The following is a 23,843-nucleotide window of genomic DNA, read 5'->3' as shown; positions in this document are numbered from 1 at the left end:
AGGTGATTGTGATGGCCGACATTCTGGCGCTGCAGGAGCTCGACGAGGAGATCGTCGTCGATGCCCCGTTCAGCTCGTACAGCCTGTTCAACTGCTGATCTCGGTGCTTCGGTGCCGTGTTCGGGCGGGAAGGCGGGGGGGAGGTGATTGTGATGGCCGACATTCTGGCGCTGCAGGAGCTCGACGAGGAGATCGTCGTCGATGCCCCGTTCAGCTCGTACAGCCTGTTCAACTGCTGATTCCGGTGCTTCGGTGCCGTGTTCTGGTGGGAAGGCCGGGGGAGGTGATTGTGATGGCCGACATTCTGGCGCTGCAGGAGCTCGACGAGGAGATCGTCGTCGACGCCCCGTTCAGCTCGTACAGCCTGTTCAGCTGCTGACCTTCGGGGTCCGGCAGTACCGGGTGACAGAGGGGGAAGGCCGCGGCACATGCGGCCTTCCCCAACTCTGCATCCTATTTACCGTTTTGGGGTGAGATAACCGTGACCGTGGCATCGGAACCGATGACCGTCCCCCGTGGACCGCTCGGCGGGCTGCGACTGTGCCTCGCCGAGGTGCGGGCGTACCCGGGGCGGGTCATAGGTGTCGCGGTCGCCTGCGCGCTCACCGCCACCGGGGTGGGCGCCTGCCTGGTGCTGCTCGCGGCGGTCAGCGGCCCGTCCTACCCGGAGGGTTCGGCGGCCCGAGCGGCGGCCATCGACGCGCAGAGCCTGCTCGGCCTGCTGCTGACGCTGCTGCTGATGTCGGCGGTGCTGGTGACGGGGTCGACGGTCGCACTCTGGACCAACCAGCGACTCGGGCAGTTCGCCGTGCTGCGCGCCCTCGGGGTGACGGCCGGCCGGCTGCGCGCCCTGGTCGCGACGGACGTCGCGCTGGTCGCGCTCGTCCCCTCCTTCGCCGCCGCGGTGGCCGGGACGGTCCCGGCGGCCGGCTTCGGCCGCCGGATGCTGATCGAGCGCGAGCTGTTCCCCGCCGCGGTCGGCCTGCCCCCCGCCGGGCAGTCCTGGGCGATCGCGATCGGCGCCTGCCTCGGCACCTGCGCGGTCGCGGTGCTGGCCGCGCTGGCCGGCGTGCTGGCGGCCGGCCGGGTCCAGCCGATCGACCTGCTCAAGGACGAGTCCCTGGCCCTGGCCCCACCCCGCCGCAACGCCGGCCGGCTGGTGGCGGGCATCGCCATGGCCCTCCTGCTCTGCGGGCCGGTCCTGGTCCTGATGCTCGTGCTGGACCTGCCGCCGGTGCTCCAGGGCGCGCTGGTACTGGCCCTGGCCATGTCCGTCATCCCCACGCTCGCGGTGCTCGCGCCCTGGTTCGTGCCGCTGCTCATCGGCCCCTGCTGCGTCCTGCTGCGGCTGCTGGACCGGAAGGCCGGCCGGATCGCCGCCGCCGGGCTGCGGGCCGCGCCCGCCCGGACGGCCGCGATCGCGGTGCCCGTCCTGCTGGCCGTCGGCACCGTGGTCTGCCTGCTCGGTTCGGGGGCGACCATCGGGGCCGCCGTGCAGCGGCAGACCGAACAGGCGCTGCGGGCCGACGCGGTGGTGACGGCCGAGCCGGGCAGCCGGCTGCCCGCCCGCCCCGCCGGCCTGCCCGGCGGCACCGCCGTCGCGCCGATCGCCACCGAGGTGACCGCGCCGCCCAGCTTCTTCGACGACAAGCCCAAGCCCACCCGCGCCTGGGGCGCCGACGGAGCGGCCCTGCGCAGCGTCCTGGACCTCGGCGAACAGCAGGGCCGGCTGGACGAGTTGGTGCCCGGCACGTTCGCCGCCGGCAGCACCGAGACCACCTCGCACCACTGGAGGCTCGGCCAGGACGTCACCTTCACGCTCGCCGACGGCCGGCAGGCGCAGCTGCGGCTCGTCGCCGTCTACCAGCGCGACCTGGCCTTCCCCTCGTACGTCCTCCCCGCGGAGCTCGCCCTCGCCCACACCCCGGCCCCGTACGCCGACCGGGTGCTGCTCAGCGGCGACCCGGGCGGCTGGGAGCTCCGGCCCGGCCAGCGGCTGGCCACGCGGGCCGACCACCTGGCCCACCTGCGGCCGCGCAGCGTGCAGGACGACATGGCTTCCCGGCTGATCGTCGCCGTGGTGGGCGGCTACGCCCTGCTCGCCGTCGCCAACACCTGCGCCATCGCCCAGCGGGACCGCCGGTCCCAGCGCGCCCACCTGCGGGCCCTCGGCCTGGGCCGCGGGCAGCTGCTGCGCTGCGTGGTGTACGAGGTGCTGGCCTCGGCGCTGGTCGGGACGGCCCTGGCGGTGGTGACGGCCGGGATCTGCCTGGTGCCGCTGGCCCAGGCGGTCGGCCAGGGGCTGCCCGCCCTGGACGTGCCGTGGACGGTCGGCGTCCTGTTCGGGGTGCTGGTCGCCACGGCCCTCCCGGCGGCGCTGGCGGCCCGTCCGCTGCGCGGCATCCGGCGCCAGTTCGCGACGGGGGCGGCGTGAGCGCGGCGGTCGGCGGGCGGCTGGGGCGGTCGTTCTGGCTGCTCTACTGCGGCGAGTCCGCCTCGGCCCTGGGGACGGCGGCCTCGGTGATCGCCCTCCCGGTGGTCGCGCTGCGGGCCGGAGGTGACATCCGGCAGGCCGGACTGGCCGGCACGGCGCTCTCGGTCGGGGTGCTGCTCGCCCGGCTGCCCGCCGGCGTCCTCGCCGACCGCCGCGAGCGGCGGACGATGCTGCTGCTCGGCAACGCGGCCGGCGCGGTCGTGCTGGCCGCGCTGGCCCTGTCGGCCTCCGGCGGCGCGCCACCGCTGTGGGCGGTGCTGGTCGCGGCCCTGCTGCTCGGCGCGGTCGGCAGCACCCTGGCGCCGGTCGAGAGCGTCGTGGTGCGCTCCTTCGTGCGGCCCGAGCAACTCCCGCGCGCGGTCGGCCTGTTGCAGAGCCGGGCGGCCGTCGCGGCGACCGCCGGCCCGCTGACCGGCGGTGCACTGCTGGCCGTCCACCCGTCCTGGGTGTTCGCCGTCGACGCCGGCAGCTACCTGGCGGCCGTCTGCTGCGTGGCGCTGCTGCCGAAGGGGCTGCGGCAGCACCCCGAGGGCGGTCCGGCCGGGCCCGGCGTCCGGGCCGCGCTGGCCGAAGGCGTCCGGTTCATCTGGCGGGTGCCCTTCCTGCGGTACGCGGTGGTCAACGCGGCCGTGCTCAACCTGGTGTTCAACGGCCTGCTGATCGTGGTGGTCGCCTCGGGCGGGGACGCCGTGGACATCGGGGTGCTGACGGCGGCCCTGGGCACCGGCGCGCTGGCCGGATCGCTGCTCGCCCCGGCCCTGGCCCGGCGGCTGCCGCCGTCCCGGGGCATCGCCCTCGGCACCGTCGTGGTCGCGCTCGCCCTGCCCGGCTACACCGCGGCCCAGGGCCACTGGGCGGCGGTCCTGCCGCTCGCCCTCGCCGCGGCCGCCGGGCCGGTGGTCACCGTGCTGATCGCGGTCACCCAGATGGAGGTGACCCCGCCGGACCTGCAGGGCCGGGTGCACAGCGGAATCGGCTTCCTCGCCCAGCTGGTCGCGCCGGCCGGGCCGACCCTGGCGGGCCTGTGCGCCCACGCCTTCGGACTGACCGGCACGGTGGCCGGCGCGTCGGTGCTCGTGGCGCTCCTCGCCGCCGTCGGGGTCGCCGCCACCGCGGGCCGCCCCGGCGGCGGTCCCCCCGGCCCGACCGGGGCCGGGGGCGCCCCGGAACGACGCGAAGACAACCCTGCGGAGGCCGTCCGTGGCTGACGTCGACCACCGGGCGGCTTACCTCGCACCGGCGGACCCGTACCGCTGGCTCGAGGACGTGGACGCCCCGCGCACCCGGGCCTGGCTCGCCGAGCAGCGGCGCCGGCTGTCCGTCCGCCCGCAGCGCTCCGACGAGCCCGCCTGGGCCGCCCTGCTCGACCAGGTGGAACGGGAGGCCCCCGACCGGACGCCCACCCCGCCGGCCGAGGCCGGCGGCCTGCTCTTCCGCCACGAACGCGGCCCGGACGGCGACCGCCTGACCGTCCGGCACCCAGACGGCACCCGCCGGACGCAGACCGAGGGCGTCCTCGGCCGCGGCGACCGGATCGCCGGCTGGCAGCCCGAGCCGCAGGGCAGGTTCGTCGCCGTCCAACTGCACCGGGACGGCGCGGAGAACGGCGGTCTGCACCTGCTCCCGACCGGTCCGGGCGAGCGGCCCCGCCACCTGCCCGACGCGGCCCCGTACGCGACCCTCGCCTTCACCGGCGAGGCGCTGGTGTACACCGCCGGCACCCGCACCGAGCACACCCTGGTGGCCCGTCACCCGGTCGACGGGCCCGCCCGTCGGCTCGCCCTGCCGGTGTCCGGCCCGGTCCGGCTCACCCTCCACGGCGGGCCCGGCGGGAACCTGCTGCTGCGCACCCGCCCGCAGCCGTCCGGCCCGGTGCGCTGGTGGGTCACCCGGTGGACGGGCGCGACGGTGCCCGACTGGCAGCCGCTCGACCTCGACGGCCGGCGGGTCACCGCCCTGGACCTGAACGAGACCGCCTGCTTCCTCGCCGCCGACGAACTGCTCGCGTTGGACCTGGACGGGCTCGCCCGGGGCACCGCCGTCCGTCCCGCCGTCGTCGCGCCGCCCGCCGCCGGCGGACCGTCAGGGGGCCCGGTCACCGTCCTGCGGGTGCTCGGCCCCGGCCGGACGCCCGCCCTGGCGCTGCTCCGCCGGCTCGGCACCACCCACCGGCTCGACGTGCACCGGCTCGACGTGCACCGGCCCGACGTGCACCGGCCCGACGGGGCACCGCACCGGGCGGCGGGCGCGGTGCCGGACGGCGTACCGGGCGAGGTGCCGGGCGGCGGCGCCACCGCACTGCACTGGTCCGCCCGGCTGCGCCTCGGCGCCACCCCGTACGACCGGCACGGACGGGTCGGCGGTTCGGTCTGGCTGCTCGCCGACGACCCTCGCTACGGCACCTGGACCAGGAGCCTGGACGGCTCCGGCCCGGTCGAGCCGCCCGAGCGCCGGGCCGCGCTGCGCACCCTCACCGCCGTCGGCCAGGACGGCACGCCCGTCCCGGTGACGGTCTGCGACCCCGGGCCGCAGGCCGACGGCCGCCCCGCACCCACCCTGCTCACCGTCTACGGGGGCTTCGGCATCCCGCTGGAGCCCAGCTGGGACCCGGCCCTGGAGGCCTGGCTGCGGGCCGGCGGCCGGATCGCCTGGGTGCACGCCCGCGGCGGCGGCGAACTCGGTCCCGCCTGGGCGGCCGCCGGCCGGGGCCCCGGCAAGAGCACCACCGTGGACGACTTCCGGGCCGCCGCCGCGATGCTGGTCGGACACGGCGAGGCCCCGGCCGGCGGGCTGGGCGCGCTGGCCGCCAGCAACGGAGCGTTGGTGGTCGCCGCCGCGCTCACCCGGGAGCCCGGTCTGCTGTCCGCCGCGGTGTGCGCGGCCCCGCTCACCGATCTGGCCCGCTACCAGGTCGGCGGCCTCGGCCGGCTCTGGACCGAGGAGTACGGCGACCCGGCCGACCCGGAGGCGCTGCGGGCGCTGCTCGACTACTCCCCGTACCACCGGGTGGTGCCCGGGACGGCGTACCCGGCGGTGCTGTTCGCCACCGGGGCGAACGACGCGCGGGTGCCGCCCTGGCACGCCTGGAAGCTCTGCGCGGCGCTCGCCGGGGCCGGCGCCGGGGCCGCGCCGGTCCTGCTCGACCACCACGACAGCGGCGGCCACCAGGGGCGCCCGGCCGCGGCCGGGCGCGAGCTCGCGGTCCGGTCCCTCGCCCTGCTGGGCGCCGCCACCGGCCTGGTGCCGCCCGCCGGTCCGCCCGCCGACCCACCCGGTCCCCAGTCCCGACCTTCGCCCGTGCCCAGCCGAGGAGAGCACCACCGATGACCGAACCCCACTCCCTCCCCGGAGGCCCGACCCACCCAGGAGGCCCGCCCCGCTTCGCCGCGCACCACGCCCCGGCCGCCGCGGCGGCCGTCGACCTGACCAAGGTGCACGGGTCGGGCGACGCCCGGGTGGTGGCGCTGGAGCGGGTCTCGGTGTCCTTCCGGGAGGGGGAGTTCGCGGCGATCATGGGCCCGTCCGGTTCCGGCAAGTCCACCCTGCTCCAGTGCCTCGCCGGGCTGGAGTCCTGCACCTCGGGCTCGGCCCGGATCGGCGACGCGGACCTCACCCGGATGAGCGACGGCCAGCTGACCAGGCTCCGCCGCGACCACGTGGGCTTCGTCTTCCAGGCCTTCCATCTGATCCCCACCCTGACGGTGTCGGAGAACATCACCCTGCCGCTGACCCTGGCCGGCCGCGCCCCCGACCGGCAGTGGCTGCGCACCCTGGTCGAGGCGGCCGGCCTCGGCGCCCGGCTCGGCCACCGCCCGGCCCAGCTCTCCGGCGGCCAGCAGCAGCGCGTCGCCTGCGTCCGGGCGCTGGCCGGCCGGCCGCGGATCGTCTTCGCCGACGAACCGACCGGAAACCTGGACTCCCGCTCCGCCGCCGAGATCCTCGCCCTGCTGCGCCGGTGCGTCCGGGAACTCGGCCAGACCGTCGTGATGGTCACCCACGACCCGGTGGCGGCCTCGTACGCCGACCGGGTCGTCTTCCTCGCCGACGGCCGTATCGTCGACGAGCTGCTGGGCCCGACCCCCGACCAGGTGCTCGGGCGGATGCGCACCTTCGACACCAATCTCGGGATCAGTTACTGGTCCGGACCGGCCTGACCTGCCGCGCACCGGCCGCCGGATGCGCGAGGATGGGGGCATGCCGAACCGTCTCGCGGACGCGACCTCGCCGTACCTGCTCCAGCACGCCGACAACCCGGTCGACTGGTGGCCCTGGGGGCCCGAGGCCTTCGCGGAGGCGCAGCGGCGCGGCGTCCCCGTCCTGCTGTCGGTCGGCTACGCCGCCTGCCACTGGTGCCACGTCATGGCGCACGAGAGCTTCGAGGACGCCGGGCTCGCCGAGTACCTCAACGAGCGGTTCGTCGCGGTCAAGGTGGACCGGGAGGAGCGGCCGGACGTCGACGCCGTGTACATGGAGGCCGTGCAGGCGGCGACCGGGCAGGGCGGGTGGCCGATGACGGTGTTCCTCACGCCCGACAAGGAGCCGTTCTACTTCGGCACCTACTTCCCGCCGCAGCCCCGGCACGGCATGCCGTCCTTCCGGCAGGTGCTGGAGGGTGTGGAGGCCGCCTGGCGGGACCGGCGGGAGGAGGTCGGGGAGGTCGCCGGGCGGATCCGGGCCGATCTGGCCGAGCGGGCCGCCGTCTACTCCGCCGGCGCCCACAACCCGCCCGGTGAGGCGGACCTGCACCAGGCGCTGGTGACCCTCAGCCGGGGCTTCGACCAGAACCGCGGCGGCTTCGGCGGCGCGCCCAAGTTCCCGCCGGCCATGGTGCTGGAGTTCCTGCTGCGACACCACGCCAGGACCGGTTCGGAGGCGGCGCTGGAGATGGCCGTCCGCACCGGTGAGGCGATGGCCCGCGGCGGCATCCACGACCAGCTCGGCGGCGGCTTCGCCCGGTACGCGGTGGACGCCGGCTGGGTGGTGCCGCACTTCGAGAAGATGCTGTACGACAACGCCCTGCTGCTGCGTGCCTACCTGCACCTGTGGCGGGCCACCGGTTCGGCCCTCGCCTGCCGGGTCGCGCTGTCCACCGCGGACTTCCTGCTGCGCGAACTCCGCACCCCCGAAGGCGCGTTCGCCTCCGCGCTGGACGCCGACAGCCTCGACGAGGAGACCGGTCAGTCCGCCGAGGGCGCCTACTACGTGTGGGAGCCCGGCCAGTTGGTCGACCTGCTCGGCCCCGCCGACGCGGCCACCGCCGCCCGGCTGTTCACCGTCACCGCCGAGGGCACCTTCGAACACGGCACCTCGGTGCTCCAATTCCTCGCCGACCCCGAGGACTTCGCCGAGTACGAGGCGATCCGGGCGCGGATGGCCGAGGCCCGGTCGTCCCGGCCCGCCCCGGCCCGGGACGACAAGGTGGTCGCCGCCTGGAACGGCCTGGCCGTCGCCGCGCTCGCCGAGACCGGCGCGCTGCTGGACCGCCCCGACCTGGTCGAGGCCGCCGAACGGGCCGCCGACCTGCTGCTCGCCGTCCACCTCACCCCGGACGGCCGGCTGCTGCGCACCTCCCGGGACGGCCGGGCCGGTGCCAACGCGGGCGTGCTGGAGGACTACGCGGACACCGCCGAGGGCTTCCTCGCGCTGTACGCCGTCACCGGCGAGTCCTCCTGGCTCCAGCTGGCGGGCGGCCTGCTCGACACCGTGCTCAAGCACTTCACCGACGAGACCTCCGGCGCGCTCTACGACACCGCCGACGACGCCGAGGAACTGATCCGCCGCCCCCAGGACCCGACCGACAACGCCACCCCGTCCGGTTGGACGGCCGCCGCCGGTGCCCTGCTCACCTACGCCGCGTACACCGGCTCCGACCGGCACCGTACGGCCGCCGAGCGGGCCCTCGGCGTGGTCGGCGCGCTGGCCGGGCGGGCGCCGCGGTTCATCGGCTGGGGGCTGGCCGTCGCGGAGGCGCTGCTCGACGGGCCGCGCGAGGTCGCCGTGATCGGCCCGGAGGGCGATCCGGCCACCGCGGCGCTGCGACGGACCGCGCTGCTGGGGACGGCGCCGGGCGCGGTGGTCGCGGTCGGCGCGCCCGGGGAGACCGAGGTGCCGCTGCTGGCCGACCGGCCGCTGGTCGGCGGGGCGCCCGCGGCGTACGTCTGCCGGCACTTCGCCTGTGACGCCCCGACCACCGATCCGGCGGCGCTGGCCGGGAAGCTGGGCGCGACGGTCGCGTAGCGGGCGCTCCGGCAGTCGGTGGACGCCCCCGGAGGCCGGGGGCGTCCTCGCGGTGGCCGGGCGCCCCGGCGGCCGGACACCTGGTTGGCGAAGGAGGCCGGGCCGGGTCCACCATGGGCCATGACCTGGACCCTCAGTACCTCCCTCGACGAGTTCCGCGACCAGGCCGGCGCCTTCCTGGCCGCCCGCCCCGCCGAGAACACCGTCCTGCTCACCATCACCCACCGGCTGGCCGAGTCCGGCCTGACGGTGTTCGGCGAGCCGCCGGTCTTCGGCTGGTGGCGGGCCGAGGAGGGCGGCCCGGTCGCGGGCGCCTTCCTCCAGACACCGCCGTTCGAGCCCCGGCTCTCCTTCATGCCGCCGGTCGCGGCCGCCGAGCTGGCGGGCGCCCTGGCCGCCGCCGGAGCCGGGTTCACCACGGTGACCGGGGTCGGCGGGGGAACGGAGGAGGTCCGCGCCTTCGCCGGGGCCTGGACGGCGGCGACCGGCACCGAGCAGTCCGTCCGCTTCGACGAACGGCTCTACCGGCTCGGCGAGTTGACCGACCCGCCGCGCCCGCCCGCGGGCCGCCACCGGCTGGCCGAACCGGCCGACCGCGAACTGGCGATCCGCTGGTACGGGGAGTTCCTGGTCGAGGCGGCGGTCGAGATCCCCGACGTCCCGCGGGCGGTGGACGAGCGGACGGCGGCCGGCTGCCTGCACCTGTGGGAGGACGACGGCCGCCCGGTCGCCCTGGCCGGCAGCAGCCCGGTCCTCGCCGGCATGTCCCGCATCGGCCCGGTCTACACCCCCGCCGAGAGCCGCGGCCGCGGCTACGGCACCGCCGTCACCGCCGCTGTCTCCGCCCACCTCCTGGCCCGGGGCGCCACCGAGGTCCTGCTCTACACCGACCTCGCCAACCCGACCAGCAACTCCATCTACCAGCAGATTGGCTACCTCCCGGTGGCGGACTGCCTGATCGTGGACTTCCGGCCGCGGTAGCGGAGTCGCCCGTCGCTGCCCGGGCGACCCGGCCACCCAGGCACCCGGCCACCCAGGCACCCGGGCACCCGGCCACCCGGGCCGTCACTCCCAGTCCCAGCGGATCCCCAGCAGGCACGGCCGCAGCGCCGTGGCGACCAGGTGGACGCAGTGGTGGCCGTCGAGGGTGAGTTCCTCGGTCTCGTACGGGGCGGCGCCGGGGGAGTGGAGGGCGAAGCGGTGGCAGCGGACGGGGAGGGCCGCGGGGTGGAAGGTGATCTGGAGGACGTACTGGCCGGCGCCGGAGTTGAAGCCGCGGACGTATTCGCAGCTGGGCTCGGGGGAGGGGGCTTCGTCGAAGCCGTAGCCGAGCAGGTGGGTGTCGCCGGTGCGCAGGCGGCGGTCGAGGAGGAGTTCGGCGGCGAGGAGGTGGTGGGCCTGGTCGCGGCGGATGCGGCCGGGGCGGCAGTTCTCCTCGGCGCGGACGCCGACGCGGCTGATGTCGCTGCCCGGGTCGCCCTGGTAGAGGGCGAGGTAGCGGTCGATGCCGTCGCGGTGGGCGCGCAGGGCGTGCTGGGAGTCGCGGCGGGCGAGCCGGCGGTCGGGGCCGACCCGGATGCGTTCGATGTGGGTGATGGTGTGCAGCCCGGTGTCGCGCGGGCCGGCGAGGGTGGCGAGCAGTCCGTCGACGGCCCCGGCCGGTGAGATGAGGTCGCGGTAGGGCCGCACGGGCGGGCCGGCCGGGGCGGGGTCGGCGGTGCGGCGGGGGCCGAGCAGCCGGGTCAGGGAGTGCTCGGGCAGGTCGAGGACCTCCTCCAGGGCGGCGACGGCGCGCAGTGACTCGGCGCGTTCCGGGCGGCGGCGGCCCTGCTGCCAGTAACTGAGGCTGGTCAGGCCGACGTTGACGCCGCGCAGGGCGAGGTGGCGGCGGACGCGGTGGAGGGCGAGGCCCCGGGCGGAGATCGCGGTGCGCAGGGCGAGGTGGAAGGGGCCGGTGCGCAGGGCGGCGGCGAGGTCGGCTGGGTCGCTCCTGTGGATGGCGGCCTCCTGGGGCGGGCGGTCCGGCGCGGGCGGGTCCGGGGGACCGCCGTTTGACCGTGAATATTCACATCGATGCGGCGGTTTGTCACCGGTCCGGGCCTGCTGCGCGGGGGTTTCCGGGGTGTCGTTCACATCCGCGTCCGCCCGTTCACACCTCGGTCCGGGCCCCGTCGAGGCCCGTTGACCGGTACCTGGCGAGGCGCGATGCTCGGGGCGCGATCCGGACCGCGCCCCCACACAGCACCTCGCTCCACTCGCGCAAGGAGGCACCTCCCCCATGCCAGTTCCACGGATACGGCTGCGCCGCGCGGTCTCGCTGCTCGCCCTCGGCGTGCTCGGCCCGGCGCTCACCGCCGCGGCGGCCGCGCCCGCGATCGCCGCCCCGGCCGGTCAGCCGGCCCGGTACGGCGCGCAGGCCCAGGGCCCGGCCCAGGACCGGGCCGCGCACCAGGTCCGCCAGGCCGCCGCGCCCGGCAGCACGGCCGATCTGGCCGGCACGTACAAGAAGCTCAACATCACCATGCAGCAGCAACAGCAGACCAACTGGTGCTGGGCGGCGAGCGGGAACACCATCGCCACCTGGTTCGGCTACACCTACAGCCAGAACGAGTTCTGCAACGCCGCGTTCGGTCGCGCCGCCAACTCCAGCTGCCCCAACAGCCAGGCCACGCTGGGCGATGTGCAGAACGGGCTGAACCGGGTCGGCATCAACCCGGGCTCGTACGTCAACGGGTACCTGAACTACGGCACCGTGCAGTCCGAGGTGAACGCCAACCGCCCGATCGAGACGCGCATCCAGTGGAGCTCGGGCGGCGGCCACATGCACGTCCTGTACGGCTACGACACCGGCAACAACTGGGTCTACTGGGGCGACCCGTGGCCCTCCAACTACCGCTACAACTGGGCGGATTACTGGTACTACGTGAACAACGACACGTTCTCGTGGACCCACTCCCTGTACCGGATCGGCGCGTGAGGACGACCATGACCGAGACCACGAGCCGCCGTCGGGCCGCCTCCGCCGCCCGCACGTCCGCCACCTCCGCCGTCACCGTCCTGCTCACCGCGGGCCTCGCGCTGGCGCTCGCCCCGGCCGCGCACGCGGACTCCCCGTCCGCCCCGGCCCCGGTGCCCGCCGCCGAACTGGCGCGGGCCCGCAGCGCGGTCCAGGACCCGGCCGTCCTCGACAAGGTCGGCCACTTCTTCGCCCGCAAGGGCGTCCCGCCGACGCAGCAGCTGACCATCGGCGCCGCCGAGGAGGCCCGGGCGGCGAGCGCGGCCGAGCCGCGACTGGCCGGCGACACCGTGCCGGTGTACCTGCTGGACCCCGGCTTCGTGGCCGGCACCCCGGGCGCACCGGTGGCGAAGGCCGAGTTCACCGCCAGCAAGGTGGTCGCGGCGGACGGGCAGAGCGCCTCGGTCTGGACCGTGCGGCAGGACGGGGCCTGGAAGGTGGTCAACATCGCCTCGGGCGGCGACGAGAGCGACTACGCGGCGAAGGCGGCGGGCAGCGGCGGCGGCACCGCCTTCCGTGAACCGCAGGTCAACGCCTGGTACGTGCTGCGCGACGGCCGGGTGCTGCCGCTGGACGACGAGGCCCGGCGCTCGGTGGGTGCGGGCGGGGTCACCCTGGCCGCGTACCAGCAGCTGGTGCACCAGCGGTACGGGGACAAGCTGCCCGGCTCGGCGTACGACCGGGTGGGCCGGGGCGGCGGCTACCAGGTGGACGCCGCGCCGCAGCTCGCGGCCGCGCCGGTCGCCGCGCCGGACACCGCGGCCGTGGCCGTGGCGCAAGCCCCGGGCGACGGTTCGGTGCTGCCGGCCGTGACGGCCGCGGCCGCCCTGGGGGCCACCGCGCTGGTGGGCGCGGGTGCCGTGCTGCGGCGGAGGGCGGGCGTCCGCCGCGGCTGACGGCGGGCGGGGCCCGGTCGGACCGGGCCCCGCCGCCTCCGTGCCTGGGGAACCCGCCCCCGGAACAGAACAGAGGGGAGCACGGCACCAACCGCAGCAACCGCACCAACCGCAGTAACCGCACCAACAGCAGCAGAGGGAATCACCCGAAGGGGCGCCGATCCGGCGCCCCTTCGTGCTGCCCCGGGCGATCCGGGACGCCGATCCGGGAGGCCGAGCGCCGGCTACGCTCCGTGATGTGTCCTGGAAGTGCTGCTTCCGCACGAGGAATTGACGCAACGTTGATCTGTCGTTCGCCGCCCCGGGGCAGTTGGCCATGACTGTCGGTAGATACCATGTGGCAATCGGTCAGTGCTGGCCGACGCGTGCCGAGAGCGGAGAAGAGGTGGGGCGGCGGGAGCCGACCACGAGCCCGGCACCGGGAAAGGGGACCGAAGTGGCCGACGCGGACGACAAGCAGATGAGCACCCAGGTGTGGGGTTCGGCGGTGGTGGTGGGCTCTGCGCTGGCCGTGGTCGCGGCCTATCTGATCAAGGGCGCCCCGCTGGTCCTGGCGGTCGCCGGGGCCGAGACCCTGCTGCTCATGGTCTACGTCGCCCGCCGCTGGCGCGCGCTGCACGGCGATCAGTCCCCGGTCCGGCACCGCCCGCGGCGCGGCATCCCGGACGCCGCGCACTGCGAGCGCTGCCGACGGGCCCGTGAGGCGCTCGACGCCCGGCAGGCGCGGGCCCGCTCGGCCGGTGCGTCGCGGTGGTCCGGGTCCGCGGCGTTCCCGACGACGCCCGACGCGTCGCGCGAGCCGTACCGGGAGTCGCGCGAGCCCCGCCGGGAGTCGCACGGGGGGCAGCACCACGCGCACGGGGGGCAGCACCACACGCAGGGGGAGCAGTACCTCGTGCACGGGTCCGAGCACCACGCCTACGGCGAGCACCACCACGCGTACGGGCCGCTGCAGGACCCGGGCCCGCAGTCGGAGTCCGGCGGGGCCGACCACCCGTCCTCTCCGCGCCGCCCCCAGCTGAGGGCCCCGTACGAGCGGCCCTGGACAGCGGAACGGGCGGCCGGCCGGTCCGTGGACCGTTCGACCGCCCGTCGGGGTGCGCCGGGATCAGCCGGTCGTGCTGTACGCCACCAGTGAGACGCCGACGTACTGGACGATGAACGCCCCCAGGGTGAAGGCGTGGAACACCTCGTGGAACCCGAACCAGCGCGGTGAGGGGTTGGGCTTCTTGAGCCCGTACACCACGCCGCCGACGCTGTAGAGCACTCCGCCGACGATCATCAGCACCAGGACGGCGACCCCGCCGGTGTGCAGGAAGTCCGGCAGGAAGAAGGCGGCGGCCCAGCCCAGCGCGAGGTACACCGGCGTGTACAGCCAGCGCGGCGCGCCGACCCAGAACACCCGGAACGCGATCCCGGCCAGCGCGCCGCCCCAGACCGCCCAGAGCAGCAGCTGCTGGTCGGCGCCCTTGAGCAGCAGCATCGTGAACGGCGTGTAGGTGCCCGCGATGATCAGGAAGATGTTCGCGTGGTCCAGCCGGCGCAGCACGGCGTCCCCGCGCGGGCCCCAGTCGAAGCGGTGGTACACCGCGCTGACCCCGAACAGCAGCCAGGCGCTGACCGAGTAGATCGCGCAGGCGATCCTGGCGGGCGTGGAGTCGGCCAGGCAGATCAGCACGATCCCGGCGGCCACCGTGGCGGGGAACATCCCGGCGTGCAGCCAGCCGCGCCACTTCGGCTTGCTCTCCGTGAGTGCACTCTCCGCGAGCGCAGCAGCAGTCATGCGCAGCATGCTACCCAATACCTACGGCTCCGTAGGTTACTGGCGCGTAGGAAGTGGCGATCGTCACTGTTGGACGTTTTGGAGTAATAGGAGTGTGGCGCCGCGCACTCCGTCGCGGGTTCTCCCGGCTTGTTACTGGTGGGTAATCATACTGGCTGGAGTAAAGGGTGCGTCAATTTCGACGCTTCGCCGCGTTCCGGCCTTGAGTCCGGAGCTACGCTGCAAGCACCCTCAGACCCCCGCGACGCCATCTCCTCGCCGAGATGGCGTGAAACGGAGCGATCGTGTCGTACGAGATCTCTGCTCTCAGCGCATCCGCGCCCACCCGCCACAAGCAGCTGCTCGCTTGGGTGAGCGAGATCGCCGAGCTCACCCAGCCGGACCGCATCGAGTGGTGCGACGGTTCCGACGAGGAGTACCAGCGCCTCGCGGACCTGCTGGTGGCGCAGGGCACCTTCAAGAAGCTCAACGAGGAGAAGCGCCCCAACTCCTACTACGCCGCCTCGGACCCCACGGACGTGGCGCGCGTGGAGGACCGCACCTTCATCTGCTCCGAGCAGGAGAAGGACGCCGGACCGACCAACAACTGGAAGGCCCCCGCCGAGATGCGGGAGCTCTTCCAGGGCGAGCAGGGTCTCTTCCGCGGCGCGATGAAGGGCCGCACGATGTACGTCGTGCCCTTCTCGATGGGCCCGGTCGGCTCCCCGCTGGCCGCGTACGGCGTCGAGATCACCGACTCCGCCTACGTCGCCGTCTCCATGCGCGTGATGACCCGCATGGGCCAGGCCGTGCTGGACCAGCTCGGCGAGGACGGCGACTTCGTCAAGGCCGTGCACACCGTCGGCGCCCCGCTCGCCGAGGGCCAGGCGGACGTGCCGTGGCCGTGCAACAGCACCAAGTACATCTCGCACTTCCCGGAGACCAAGGAGATCTGGTCCTTCGGTTCGGGCTACGGCGGCAACGCCCTGCTCGGCAAGAAGTGCTACGCGCTGCGCATCGCCTCGACCATGGCCCGCGACGAGGGCTGGCTGGCCGAGCACATGCTCATCCTGAAGCTCACCCCGCCGAACGGCGAGGCCAAGTACGTCGCGGCCGCCTTCCCCTCGGCCTGCGGCAAGACCAACCTGGCCATGCTCCAGCCGACGGTCCCGGGCTGGAAGGTCGAGACGATCGGCGACGACATCGCCTGGATGCGCTTCGGCGCCGACGGCCGCCTGTACGCCATCAACCCCGAGGCCGGCTTCTTCGGCGTCGCCCCCGGCACCGGCGTGGACACCAACGCCAACGCCATCGACACCCTCTGGGGCAACACCGTCTTCACCAACGTCGCCCTCACCGACGACGGCGACGTGTGGTGGGAGGGCCTCACCGAGGAGCCCCCGGCGCACCTGACCGACTGGCGCGGCAACGACTGGACCCCCGAGTCCGGCACCCCCGCCGCCCACCCGAACGCCCGCTTCGCCGTCCCGGCCGCGCAGTGCCCGACCATCGCCCCGGAGTGGGAGGACCAGGCGGGCGTGCCGATCTCGGCGATCCTGTTCGGCGGCCGCCGCGCCACCGCCGTCCCGCTGGTGACGGAGTCCTTCGACTGGCAGCACGGTGTCTTCCTCGGCGCCAACATCGCCTCCGAGAAGACCGCCGCCGCCGAGGGCACCGTCGGCGAGCTGCGCCGCGACCCGTTCGCGATGCTGCCGTTCTGCGGCTACAACATGGGCGACTACTTCGCCCACTGGCTGAAGGTCGGCGCCCAGGCGGACACCGCCAAGCTGCCGAAGATCTACTACGTCAACTGGTTCCGCAAGGACGCCGAGGGCAAGTTCGTCTGGCCCGGCTACGGCGAGAACAGCCGCGTGCTCAAGTGGATCGTCGAGCGCCTGGAGGGCACCGGCGAGGGCGTCGAGACCCCGATCGGCGTGCTGCCGACCGTCGAGGGCTTCGACCTCGGCGACCTGGACCTGTCCAAGGAGGACCTCGACCTGCTCTTCACCGTGGACGCCGACATCTGGCGCCAGGAGGCCGCCCTCGTGCCGGCCCACCTGGAGACCTTCGGCGACCACACCCCGAAGGAGCTGTGGGACGAGTACCGGAACCTCGTCGCGCGCCTCGGCTGAGCCTGAGCCTCAGCCGGGAGAGAGGCGGGCGCGCGGCACGAACCGCGCGCCCCGCCGAGCGGCAGGACGGCCGGAGTTCCGCCGGGCGATTTTCCCCCGACCAAGGAGATCGCCCGGGCCGGGACTCCGGCCGTAGTGTTTTCCCGCGGCGGCTACGGCTGGACGTAACCGCCGAGGAAGTCCCCGATCCGGGTCACCGCGTCGGTGATCTCCTCCGCCCGGGGCAGCGTGACCAGCCGGAAGTGGTCCGGCTCCGGCCAGTTGAAGCCGGTGCCCTGGACCAGCAGGATGCGCTGGGAGCGCAGCAGGTCCAGCACCATCCGGGCGTCGTCCTTGATCTTGTGGACCTTGGGGTCCAGCCGGGGGAAGGCGTACAGCGCGCCCTTGGGCTTGACGCAGCTGACCCCCGGGATCCGGTTCAGCAGCTCGTACGCGGCGTCCCGCGAGGCGTGCAGCCGGCCGCCGGGCAGCACCAGGTCGCGGATCGACTGCCGCCCGCCGAGCGCGGCGGCCACCGCGTGCTGCGCGGGCATGTTGGCGCACAGCCGCATCGAGGCGAGCACGGTCAGGCCCTCGATGTAGCTGCGGGCCCGGCGCCGGTCGCCGGAGAGCACCATCCAGCCGGAGCGGAAGCCGGCGACCCGGTACGCCTTGGACAGTCCGTTGAAGGTGACGCAGAAGAGGTCCGGGGCCAGGGTGGCCAGCGGGACGTGCTCGGCGTCGTCGTAGAGGATCTTGTCGTAGATCTCGTCCGCGTAGACCACCAGGTCGTGCCGGCGGGCGATCTCCGCGATGCCCTCCAGCACCTCGCGCGGGTAGACCGCGCCGGTCGGGTTGTTCGGGTTGATCACCACGATGGCCCTGGTCCGGTCGGTGACCTTGGCCTCGATGTCGGCGAGGTCCGGGTACCACTCGGACTGCTCGTCGCAGCGGTAGTGCACCGCGGTGCCGCCGGCCAGTGAGACCGAGGCGGTCCACAGCGGGTAGTCGGGGGCCGGGACGAGCACCTCGTCGCCGTCGTCCAGCAGCGCGGTCATGGCCAGCTGGATCAGCTCGGAGACGCCGTTGCCGAGGAAGACGTCGTCGACGGAGAGGCCGTGCAGCCCGCGCTCCTCGTAGTGCATGACCACCGCGCGGCGGGCGGAGAGCAGGCCCTTGGAGTCGCCGTAGCCGTGCGCGTCGGCGAGGTTGCGCAGGATGTCCTGGAGGATCTCCGGGGGCGCCTCGAAACCGAAGACGGCCGGGTTGCCGGTGTTGAGCTTGAGGATGCGGTGGCCCTGCGCCTCCAGCCGCATCGCCTCGTCGAGCACCGGGCCGCGGATGTCGTAGCAGACGTTGGCGAGCTTGCTGGACTGGATGACCTGCATGTCCGCCTACTTTAGGGGTACGGAGGGGCGGTGCGGCGGGTCTCCGTGGGGGTGCATGTCGGGTGCTCCCGCGCACCCTTGGATCGGCAGGCGGGGGTGGCGGGCGGCCTTCCGAACCGGTCGTCGAATGTCCGGAATGCCCGCGTACGCGAGGAGCGCCGCCGTGCTGCCGTACGGAACGAGACGGACGGCACACCGCCCGGCGCGGGAGGATGGGGCCGGTCGCGTCGGTTGCGCCGGATCGGTCGCGTCGACCGCGCCGGACCGGTCGCGCCGAACGCGTCGGTCTCGTCGGTCGAAGAGGGGGTGCGCCGGTGGTCCCGGTCGTGGTGGCGGCGGTGCTGGTCGGTCTCCTGGCGGCTGCGCCGCTGCGCGGGCTGATCGCCCGGTTCGCGGTGCCGGAGGGCGAGTCCTGGTGCGAGGCCTGCCCGTCCTGCGGGCGCCGGGTGCGCCTGCTGCCGCCGACCGGGCGCTGCCCGGGCTGCCGGGAGCGGCTGGGCGCCGGCCCCTGGGCGGTGGAGGCGGTCGCGGCGGCGGTCGCCGTCGCGGTGGCGTACGCGGCGGACCGGCTCGTGGTGGTGACCCTGGCGATGGGCTGGGCGGCGGCGCTCGGCGTGGCGCTCGGCTTCGTCGACGCGCGGGTGCGCCGGCTGCCGTACCGGCTGACCGTGCCCCTGCTCGGCGGGGTGGCGGCGCTGCTGCTGGCGGCGGTGCCGACCGCCGGGCCCGGGGTGGCGCTGCGCTGCCTGCTGGTCGCGCTCGCCGTCGGGGGACTGCTCGAACTGGCCGTCTGGCTGGGCGCGTTGGGCCCCGGGGACTCCCCGCTCGGGCTCGCCCTGGGCGGGCTGCTCGGCTGGTACGGCTGGTCGGTGGCGCTCGGCGGGGTGTTCGCCGCGATGGTGCTCGCCGGGCTGTGGGGCACCCTGCGGGCCGCCGCCGCGCTGGCCCGCCGCCGCCCGGTGCGCGGGCTGGACCTCCCGGTCGGCCCGTTCCTGCTGCTCGGCACGCTCACCGCGGTCCTGGCGCGGTGAGTCGGGGCAGCAGGTGACGGGCAGCCGGCGCCAGGCAGCAGGTAAGAGCGGCGGGTAGTAAGGGGACAGCCGACCAGGGGCGGGGAAGCGGAAGGGCCCGCCGCACCGGTCGGTGCGACGGGCCCCGCCGCCGGCGCGCGGGCTCCACCCTCAAGGAGCGGCGCGCCGGGGGAGTGACGTGCTGGTTCCCGGTGCCGTTACGGCATCTTGTGGACGAACGGGCCGACCGCGTTGGAGAACGCGTTGCCGTTGTTGACGTCCCAGTTGGTCGACCAGGTCATCGCGCCGCGGATGGTCGGCCACTTGGCCGGCGGCACGAAGCTGCCGCAGTTGTTGCCCGTGGCCAGGCAGTCCAGCGCGTTGTTCACCACGGTCGGCGAGACGTAGCCGCCGCCCGCCGCCCTGCTGGAGGCCGGGACGCCGATGCCCACCTGGTCCGGCCGCAGGCCGCCCTGGATGTGGGTGCAGACCTGCGAGGTGATGAAGTCGATGGTGCCCTGGTTGTAGACCTTGCCGTCGCAGCCGTTCATGCCGCCCGAGTTGTAGAACTGGGTGTTGACGACGGTGAGGATGTCCTTGGTCTTCAGCGCCAGCTGGAAGTAGGCGCCGGCGGTGCTGTACATCCCGATGGTCTCGGGGGCCATGGTCAGGACGAAGCCGCGGCCGACCTTGGCCTGCAGGGCGTGCAGCGCGTCGCCGAGCGGGCCGGCCTGGACGCCGTTCTCCAGGTCGACGTCGATGCCGTCGAAGCCGTAGTCCTTGATGATCGCGTAGGCGCTGTCGACGAAGTTGGCGCCGGCGGTGGCGTCCCCGACGGTGATCGCGCCGTTCTGGCCGCCGATGGAGAGGATGACCTTCTTGCCGGCCGCCTGCTTGGCCTTGATGTCGGCGCGGAACTGGGCGTCGGTGTAGCCGCCGAGCGCCTTGGACAGACCCGGGTCCAGGGTGAAGCTGATCGCGCCGGTCCTGGTCGGCACGGCGTCGGCGAAGGACACCGCGATGATGTCGTACGCGTTCTGGACGTCGCTCAGCCGCTGCACGGTCGAGTTGTTGTCGAAGTTCTGCCAGTAGCCGGTGACCACGTGGGCGGGCAGACCGGTGGCCGGCGGGGTGGTGCTGGTCGGCGTGGCGGTGGGGGTCGCCGTCGCGGTCTGGGTGGGCGTCGGGGTCTGGGTGGGCGTCGGGGTCGCCGTCCGGGTGGGCGTCGCGGTGGCCGTGGGGGAGGCGGTGGCCGTCGGCGTCGCGGTGGGGGTCGGCGTCGCGGTCGGCGACGGGGTGCCGGTGCCGCCGGGGCCGATCAGCGCGACGTCGTCGGCCAGGTAGGCGCTCTGGCCGTACCAGCCGTGCAGGTACACGGTGACGCTGGTGGAGTTCGCCCCGGTGGTGAAGGTGGTGGACAGCTGGTTCCAGCTGTTCTGGTTCGACCAGGCGGACGGGTCGGTGCCGCCGGTGCCGCGCGCACCGAGGTAGACGTACGGGCCCTGGACCCAGGCGCTCAGCGTGTAGCTGGTGTTGGGCAGCACGCTGATGGTCTGGGTGCACTCGGCGGTGTCACCGGCGCCCGGGGTCGCCTGGAGCGCGCCGGTGCCGGAGTGGACCGGGGCGGAGACCGCGGTCGCGGCGCCGGTGCAGGTCCAGCCCCCGAGCCCGCCGTCGAAGCCGCCGTTGTCGACCAGGTTGCCGACCGCCGCGCTGGCGCCGCCCGCGAAGAGGGCGAGGCCGCCGCCGGCCAGGGCGAGGGCGGTGGCACCGGCCGCGACGGCCGGGAGGGGGCTGCGCCGGCGCTTGTGCGTGGGCTGGTTCAGCGTACGGGCCATGGGGTGACGCTCCTGGGGGAGGAGCGGCCGCCGCGGTGGGGGGCGCGGCGGCCGCGTGTGGGGGAGGGGAGGTCCGAAGTGAGCCTGCGGGGCGGAGCAGGAGGATCGTTCCGTCCCGGATCAAAAGCTGGACTAGACCATTACCGGTCGTCAAGCATCGGACGGACGGCTTACGGTTCCGTTAAGGATTCGGAGACCGTTCCGTGTCCGCGTCCCAGGAGCCCCGCGAGGGGCCCGCGGCCCGTCCGGACGACCCCCGACACGCCCGTCGCGACAGACTTCGTACAGGACCGTGACCAGACCGCTACCTGCGGCTTTACCGCGCACCTGTGCGCCGGAGTAGGCTGCGCCGGGGGCGGAGACGCACCAGTTGCAACGAGCACGGAGGGGCCGGGAAACATGGGTCTGCGCGATGTCGCCGAACGGACGCCGGGGCTGCGCACCCTGCTCGGCGGGATGTACGGGCTCTACGGTCGACGGGTCGAGGTCCACCTCGCGAGCACCCCGCGGCACATCGGCGTGATCCTGGACGGCAACCGCCGCTGGGCCAAGGCGGCCGGCGGCTCCACCGCGTACGGTCACCGGCGCGGCGCCGACAAGATCAGCGAGTTCCTCGGCTGGTGCGACGAGACCCACGTCAAGGTCGTCACCCTCTGGATGCTCTCCACCGACAACCTGGACCGCCCGGCCGACGAGCTCGTCCCGCTGCTCGGCATCATCGAGGACGCCGTCACCGGCCTGGCCGCCGCCCGCCGCTGGCGGGTCAACCCGGTCGGCGCGCTGGACCTGCTGCCGCAGCACACCGCCGACGTGCTCAAGCGGGCCGCCGACCAGACCGCCGACATCGACGGCATAACGGTCAACGTCGCGGTCGGCTACGGCGGCCGGCACGAGATCGCCGACGCCGTCCGCTCGCTGCTCCAGGAGCAGGCCGGGCGCGGCACCTCGATCGAGGAACTGGCCGAGATCCTGACCGTCGAGCACATCGCCGAGCACCTGTACACCCGCAACCAGCCCGACCCGGACCTGATCATCCGCACCTCGGGCGAGCAGCGGCTGTCCGGCTTCCTGCTCTGGCAGAGCGCCCACAGCGAGTTCTACTTCTGCGAGGCGTACTGGCCGGCCTTCCGCAAGGTCGACTTCCTGCGCGCACTGCGCGCGTACGAGCAGCGCAACCGGCGGATGGGGCTGTAGCCCCGGCGGCTCCCGGCGGTTCCCACCGTTCCCGCAGTCCTGACGGGGCCGTGGTCCCGGCCGTTCCCACAGTCCTGTCCCACAGTCCTGGGCCGGTCGTCCCGGGCCCGAGCGTCCGGACGAAATGACCGCCGTAGGCCTGGCCTACCCGGCGCCCGCGCGAGGCCAAACGTTCACCGGCAATGATCCGTCAGTTCTCCGGGGGCGCGAATGCACCGCTCCCCGCCTGGGAATACTCCAGTCAGTCCGGGCCCGAGGCCATCGGGGCAGCGGGGGCCGGCTTGCCGCGGATGACGCAGGGTCATCCGCTCTGGAGGCCTAGTGGTCAGTTCCAAGAGCCGCCGGACACCAGACCGGCGCACGTACGTTCTCGACACCAGCGTGCTCCTGGCGGACCCGCTCGCCATGACCCGCTTCGAGGAGCACGAGGTCGTCCTCCCGGTGGTGGTCGTCACCGAGCTGGAGGCCAAGCGGCACCACCCGGAGCTGGGCTACTTCGCCCGCCAGGCGCTGCGGCTGCTCGACGACTACCGCATCCGGCACGGCCGGCTCGACGAGCCGATCCCGGTCGGCGAGCTCGGCGGCACCATCCGGGTCGAGCTCAACCACTCCGACGTGTCGATACTGCCGATCGGCTACCGGGCCGGCGGCGGTGAGGCGGACACCCGGATCCTCGCGGTCGCCCGCAACCTCCAGGCCGAGGGCTACGACGTGACAGTCGTGTCCAAGGACCTGCCGCTGCGGATCAAGGCCAGTTCGGTGGGCCTGCTCGCCGAGGAGTACCGGGCCGAGCTGGCGATCACCTCGGGCTGGACGGGCATGTCCGAGCTGCACGTCCCGGCCGACCAGGTGGACGCGCTGTTCTCGGCCGGCCACGACATTGGGGTGGACGTCGACGGGGCCACCGAGCTGCCCGTCCACACCGGACTGGTGCTGACCTCGGAGCGCGGCCGGGCGCTCGGCCGGGTCACCGGCGACGGCCGGGTGCGGCTGGTGCGCGGGGAGCGCGAGGCGTTCGGGCTGCGCGGGCGCAGCGCCGAACAGCGGGTGGCGCTGGACCTGCTGCTCGACCCGGAGATCGGGATCGTCTCGATGGGCGGCCGGGCCGGCACCGGGAAGTCGGCGCTGGCGCTGTGCGCGGGGCTGGAAGCGGTGCTGGAGCGGAGGCAGCACCGCAAGGTGATGGTCTTCCGGCCGCTGTACGCGGTCGGCGGCCAGGAGCTGGGCTACCTGCCCGGCTCCGAGGCGGAGAAGATGGGCCCCTGGGCGCAGGCGGTCTTCGACACCCTCTCCGCCGTCACCACCCCGGACGTGATCGAGGAGGTCATCTCCCGCGGGATGCTGGAGGTGCTGCCGCTGACCCACATCCGGGGGCGCTCGCTGCACGACGCCTTCGTGATCGTGGACGAGGCGCAGTCGCTGGAGCGGAACGTCCTGCTGACGGTGCTGTCCCGGATCGGCCAGGGCTCGCGGGTGGTGCTCACCCACGACGTGGCGCAGCGGGACAACCTCCGGGTGGGCCGCTACGACGGTGTGGTGGCGGTGGTGGAGAAGCTGAAGGGTCATCCACTCTTCGCCCACATCACGCTCACCCGCTCGGAGCGTTCGCCGATCGCGGCGCTGGTCACGGAGATGCTGGAGGACATCCACCCGTGATCCGCCCCTGATCGGGGCATAGTGGGACAATATGGTCAACTCATGACCTGGAGCCCGTTCCTGAGGGAGCGGGCTCCGCCCGTTTCATCACATCGAGTGCTTTCCGTCCGGGGAACTGCCGTACGGTGGATGTGACATGCGCCACGCGAACGGGAATTGCGTCGACAGTGCCCGGTGCGGCATGGTGAGGGTTCTGTCAGGCCCCGCGTACGGCGCGGCAGGGCTTCCGGGCTCCGGAAGT

The 23,843-nt window shown here is 74.2% G+C and carries 17 protein-coding genes; 13 read left to right on the top strand and 4 right to left on the bottom strand.

Annotated features, from left to right (window positions below):
• Positions 1–502: 502 nt before the first annotated feature.
• The 6 genes from ACFWP2_RS06240 to ACFWP2_RS06215 all read left to right on the top strand — a co-directional run bounded on the left by ACFWP2_RS06240 (position 503) and on the right by ACFWP2_RS06215 (position 9,712).
• Complete coding sequence (locus tag ACFWP2_RS06240; protein WP_380448846.1) at positions 503–2,434, top strand: FtsX-like permease family protein; 1,932 nt, start codon at positions 503–505, stop codon at positions 2,432–2,434.
• Positions 2,431–3,702 carry an MFS transporter gene (locus ACFWP2_RS06235; RefSeq protein ID WP_380448843.1) on the top strand — a complete coding sequence of 424 codons (1,272 nt, stop codon included), beginning with the start codon at positions 2,431–2,433 and terminating at the stop codon, positions 3,700–3,702. Before ACFWP2_RS06240 ends, ACFWP2_RS06235 begins: the two co-directional genes overlap by 4 nt.
• The gene (locus ACFWP2_RS06230) at positions 3,695–5,821 is read left to right on the top strand and encodes a prolyl oligopeptidase family serine peptidase (RefSeq protein ID WP_380448841.1); all 2,127 of its coding nucleotides are present in this window, start codon (positions 3,695–3,697) and stop codon (positions 5,819–5,821) included. The genes ACFWP2_RS06235 and ACFWP2_RS06230 overlap by 8 nt, the downstream gene beginning before the upstream one ends.
• Complete coding sequence (locus ACFWP2_RS06225; RefSeq protein ID WP_380448838.1) at positions 5,818–6,648, top strand: ABC transporter ATP-binding protein; 831 nt, start codon at positions 5,818–5,820, stop codon at positions 6,646–6,648. Before ACFWP2_RS06230 ends, ACFWP2_RS06225 begins: the two co-directional genes overlap by 4 nt.
• Before the next feature lie 40 nt (positions 6,649–6,688).
• Positions 6,689–8,731 (top strand): thioredoxin domain-containing protein, encoded by a 2,043-nt coding sequence (locus tag ACFWP2_RS06220; protein ID WP_380448836.1) that lies wholly within the window; start codon positions 6,689–6,691, stop codon positions 8,729–8,731.
• A 120-nt stretch (positions 8,732–8,851) separates the two neighbouring features.
• On the top strand, positions 8,852–9,712 hold the full coding sequence (locus ACFWP2_RS06215; RefSeq protein WP_380448833.1) for a GNAT family N-acetyltransferase: 861 nt from the start codon (positions 8,852–8,854) through the stop codon (positions 9,710–9,712).
• 84 nt (positions 9,713–9,796) lie between these two features.
• Here ACFWP2_RS06215 and ACFWP2_RS06210 read toward each other — a convergent pair whose 3' ends face one another.
• The gene (locus ACFWP2_RS06210; protein ID WP_380448960.1) at positions 9,797–10,729 is read right to left on the bottom strand and encodes a hypothetical protein; all 933 of its coding nucleotides are present in this window, start codon (positions 10,727–10,729) and stop codon (positions 9,797–9,799) included.
• A gap of 280 nt (positions 10,730–11,009) precedes the next feature.
• Between ACFWP2_RS06210 and ACFWP2_RS06205 the strand changes: the two genes are divergently transcribed.
• The 3 genes from ACFWP2_RS06205 to ACFWP2_RS06195 all read left to right on the top strand — a co-directional run bounded on the left by ACFWP2_RS06205 (position 11,010) and on the right by ACFWP2_RS06195 (position 13,781).
• Positions 11,010–11,708: a papain-like cysteine protease family protein gene (locus ACFWP2_RS06205; RefSeq protein ID WP_380448831.1), complete on the top strand. Its 699-nt coding sequence runs from the start codon at positions 11,010–11,012 to the stop codon at positions 11,706–11,708.
• A gap of 8 nt (positions 11,709–11,716) precedes the next feature.
• Entirely contained in the window at positions 11,717–12,643 is a 927-nt protein-coding gene (locus ACFWP2_RS06200) for a hypothetical protein (RefSeq protein WP_380448829.1), read from the top strand.
• Between the two features lie 436 nt (positions 12,644–13,079).
• Positions 13,080–13,781 carry a hypothetical protein gene (locus ACFWP2_RS06195; protein WP_380448826.1) on the top strand — a complete coding sequence of 234 codons (702 nt, stop codon included), beginning with the start codon at positions 13,080–13,082 and terminating at the stop codon, positions 13,779–13,781.
• On the opposite strand, the gene ACFWP2_RS06190 is transcribed toward ACFWP2_RS06195, so the two are convergent.
• Positions 13,752–14,426 (bottom strand): hemolysin III family protein, encoded by a 675-nt coding sequence (locus ACFWP2_RS06190; RefSeq protein WP_380448824.1) that lies wholly within the window; start codon positions 14,424–14,426, stop codon positions 13,752–13,754. The two genes, ACFWP2_RS06195 and ACFWP2_RS06190, sit on opposite strands and share 30 nt — an antisense overlap.
• 284 nt (positions 14,427–14,710) lie before the next feature.
• Here ACFWP2_RS06190 and ACFWP2_RS06185 point away from each other — a divergent pair, with 284 nt between their 5' ends.
• Complete coding sequence (locus tag ACFWP2_RS06185; protein WP_380448822.1) at positions 14,711–16,537, top strand: phosphoenolpyruvate carboxykinase (GTP); 1,827 nt, start codon at positions 14,711–14,713, stop codon at positions 16,535–16,537.
• 152 nt (positions 16,538–16,689) lie between these two features.
• Here the strand turns inward: ACFWP2_RS06185 and ACFWP2_RS06180 are convergent, their stop codons facing one another.
• The gene (locus tag ACFWP2_RS06180) at positions 16,690–17,904 is read right to left on the bottom strand and encodes a pyridoxal phosphate-dependent aminotransferase (protein ID WP_380448820.1); all 1,215 of its coding nucleotides are present in this window, start codon (positions 17,902–17,904) and stop codon (positions 16,690–16,692) included.
• A gap of 314 nt (positions 17,905–18,218) precedes the next feature.
• Between ACFWP2_RS06180 and ACFWP2_RS06175 the strand changes: the two genes are divergently transcribed.
• Complete coding sequence (locus ACFWP2_RS06175; RefSeq protein WP_380448818.1) at positions 18,219–18,935, top strand: prepilin peptidase; 717 nt, start codon at positions 18,219–18,221, stop codon at positions 18,933–18,935.
• Between the two features lie 197 nt (positions 18,936–19,132).
• Here ACFWP2_RS06175 and ACFWP2_RS06170 read toward each other — a convergent pair whose 3' ends face one another.
• The gene (locus tag ACFWP2_RS06170) at positions 19,133–20,752 is read right to left on the bottom strand and encodes a chitinase (RefSeq protein ID WP_380448816.1); all 1,620 of its coding nucleotides are present in this window, start codon (positions 20,750–20,752) and stop codon (positions 19,133–19,135) included.
• Between the two features lie 399 nt (positions 20,753–21,151).
• Between ACFWP2_RS06170 and ACFWP2_RS06165 the strand changes: the two genes are divergently transcribed.
• The gene (locus tag ACFWP2_RS06165; RefSeq protein ID WP_380448814.1) at positions 21,152–21,946 is read left to right on the top strand and encodes an isoprenyl transferase; all 795 of its coding nucleotides are present in this window, start codon (positions 21,152–21,154) and stop codon (positions 21,944–21,946) included.
• Positions 21,947–22,267: 321 nt separating this feature from the next.
• The gene (locus tag ACFWP2_RS06160) at positions 22,268–23,602 is read left to right on the top strand and encodes a PhoH family protein (protein WP_380448811.1); all 1,335 of its coding nucleotides are present in this window, start codon (positions 22,268–22,270) and stop codon (positions 23,600–23,602) included.
• The last annotated feature ends 241 nt before the right edge of the window (positions 23,603–23,843 follow it).

Origin of the sequence: Kitasatospora sp. NPDC058444 (genome assembly GCF_042721415.1) — a bacterium.
GTDB lineage: Bacteria > Actinomycetota > Actinomycetes > Streptomycetales > Streptomycetaceae > Kitasatospora.
The sequence above is the reverse complement of the archived record's forward strand: the minus strand, read 5'-3'. Positions and strand labels throughout refer to the sequence as shown.

Excerpts from the sequence above, each read along its gene's own strand:
- ACFWP2_RS06215 (WP_380448833.1), top strand. The coding sequence starts at position 8,852 with ATGACCTGGACCCTCAGTACCTCCCTCGACGAGTTCCGCGACCAGGCC.
- ACFWP2_RS06170 (WP_380448816.1), bottom strand. The coding sequence starts at position 20,752 with ATGGCCCGTACGCTGAACCAGCCCACGCACAAGCGCCGGCGCAGCCCC.
- ACFWP2_RS06225 (WP_380448838.1), top strand. The coding sequence starts at position 5,818 with ATGACCGAACCCCACTCCCTCCCCGGAGGCCCGACCCACCCAGGAGGC.
- ACFWP2_RS06190 (WP_380448824.1), bottom strand. The coding sequence starts at position 14,426 with ATGACTGCTGCTGCGCTCGCGGAGAGTGCACTCACGGAGAGCAAGCCG.
- ACFWP2_RS06165 (WP_380448814.1), top strand. The coding sequence starts at position 21,152 with ATGGGTCTGCGCGATGTCGCCGAACGGACGCCGGGGCTGCGCACCCTG.
- ACFWP2_RS06180 (WP_380448820.1), bottom strand. The coding sequence starts at position 17,904 with ATGCAGGTCATCCAGTCCAGCAAGCTCGCCAACGTCTGCTACGACATC.
- ACFWP2_RS06200 (WP_380448829.1), top strand. The coding sequence starts at position 11,717 with ATGACCGAGACCACGAGCCGCCGTCGGGCCGCCTCCGCCGCCCGCACG.
- ACFWP2_RS06220 (WP_380448836.1), top strand. The coding sequence starts at position 6,689 with ATGCCGAACCGTCTCGCGGACGCGACCTCGCCGTACCTGCTCCAGCAC.
- ACFWP2_RS06240 (WP_380448846.1), top strand. The coding sequence starts at position 503 with ATGACCGTCCCCCGTGGACCGCTCGGCGGGCTGCGACTGTGCCTCGCC.
- ACFWP2_RS06205 (WP_380448831.1), top strand. The coding sequence starts at position 11,010 with ATGCCAGTTCCACGGATACGGCTGCGCCGCGCGGTCTCGCTGCTCGCC.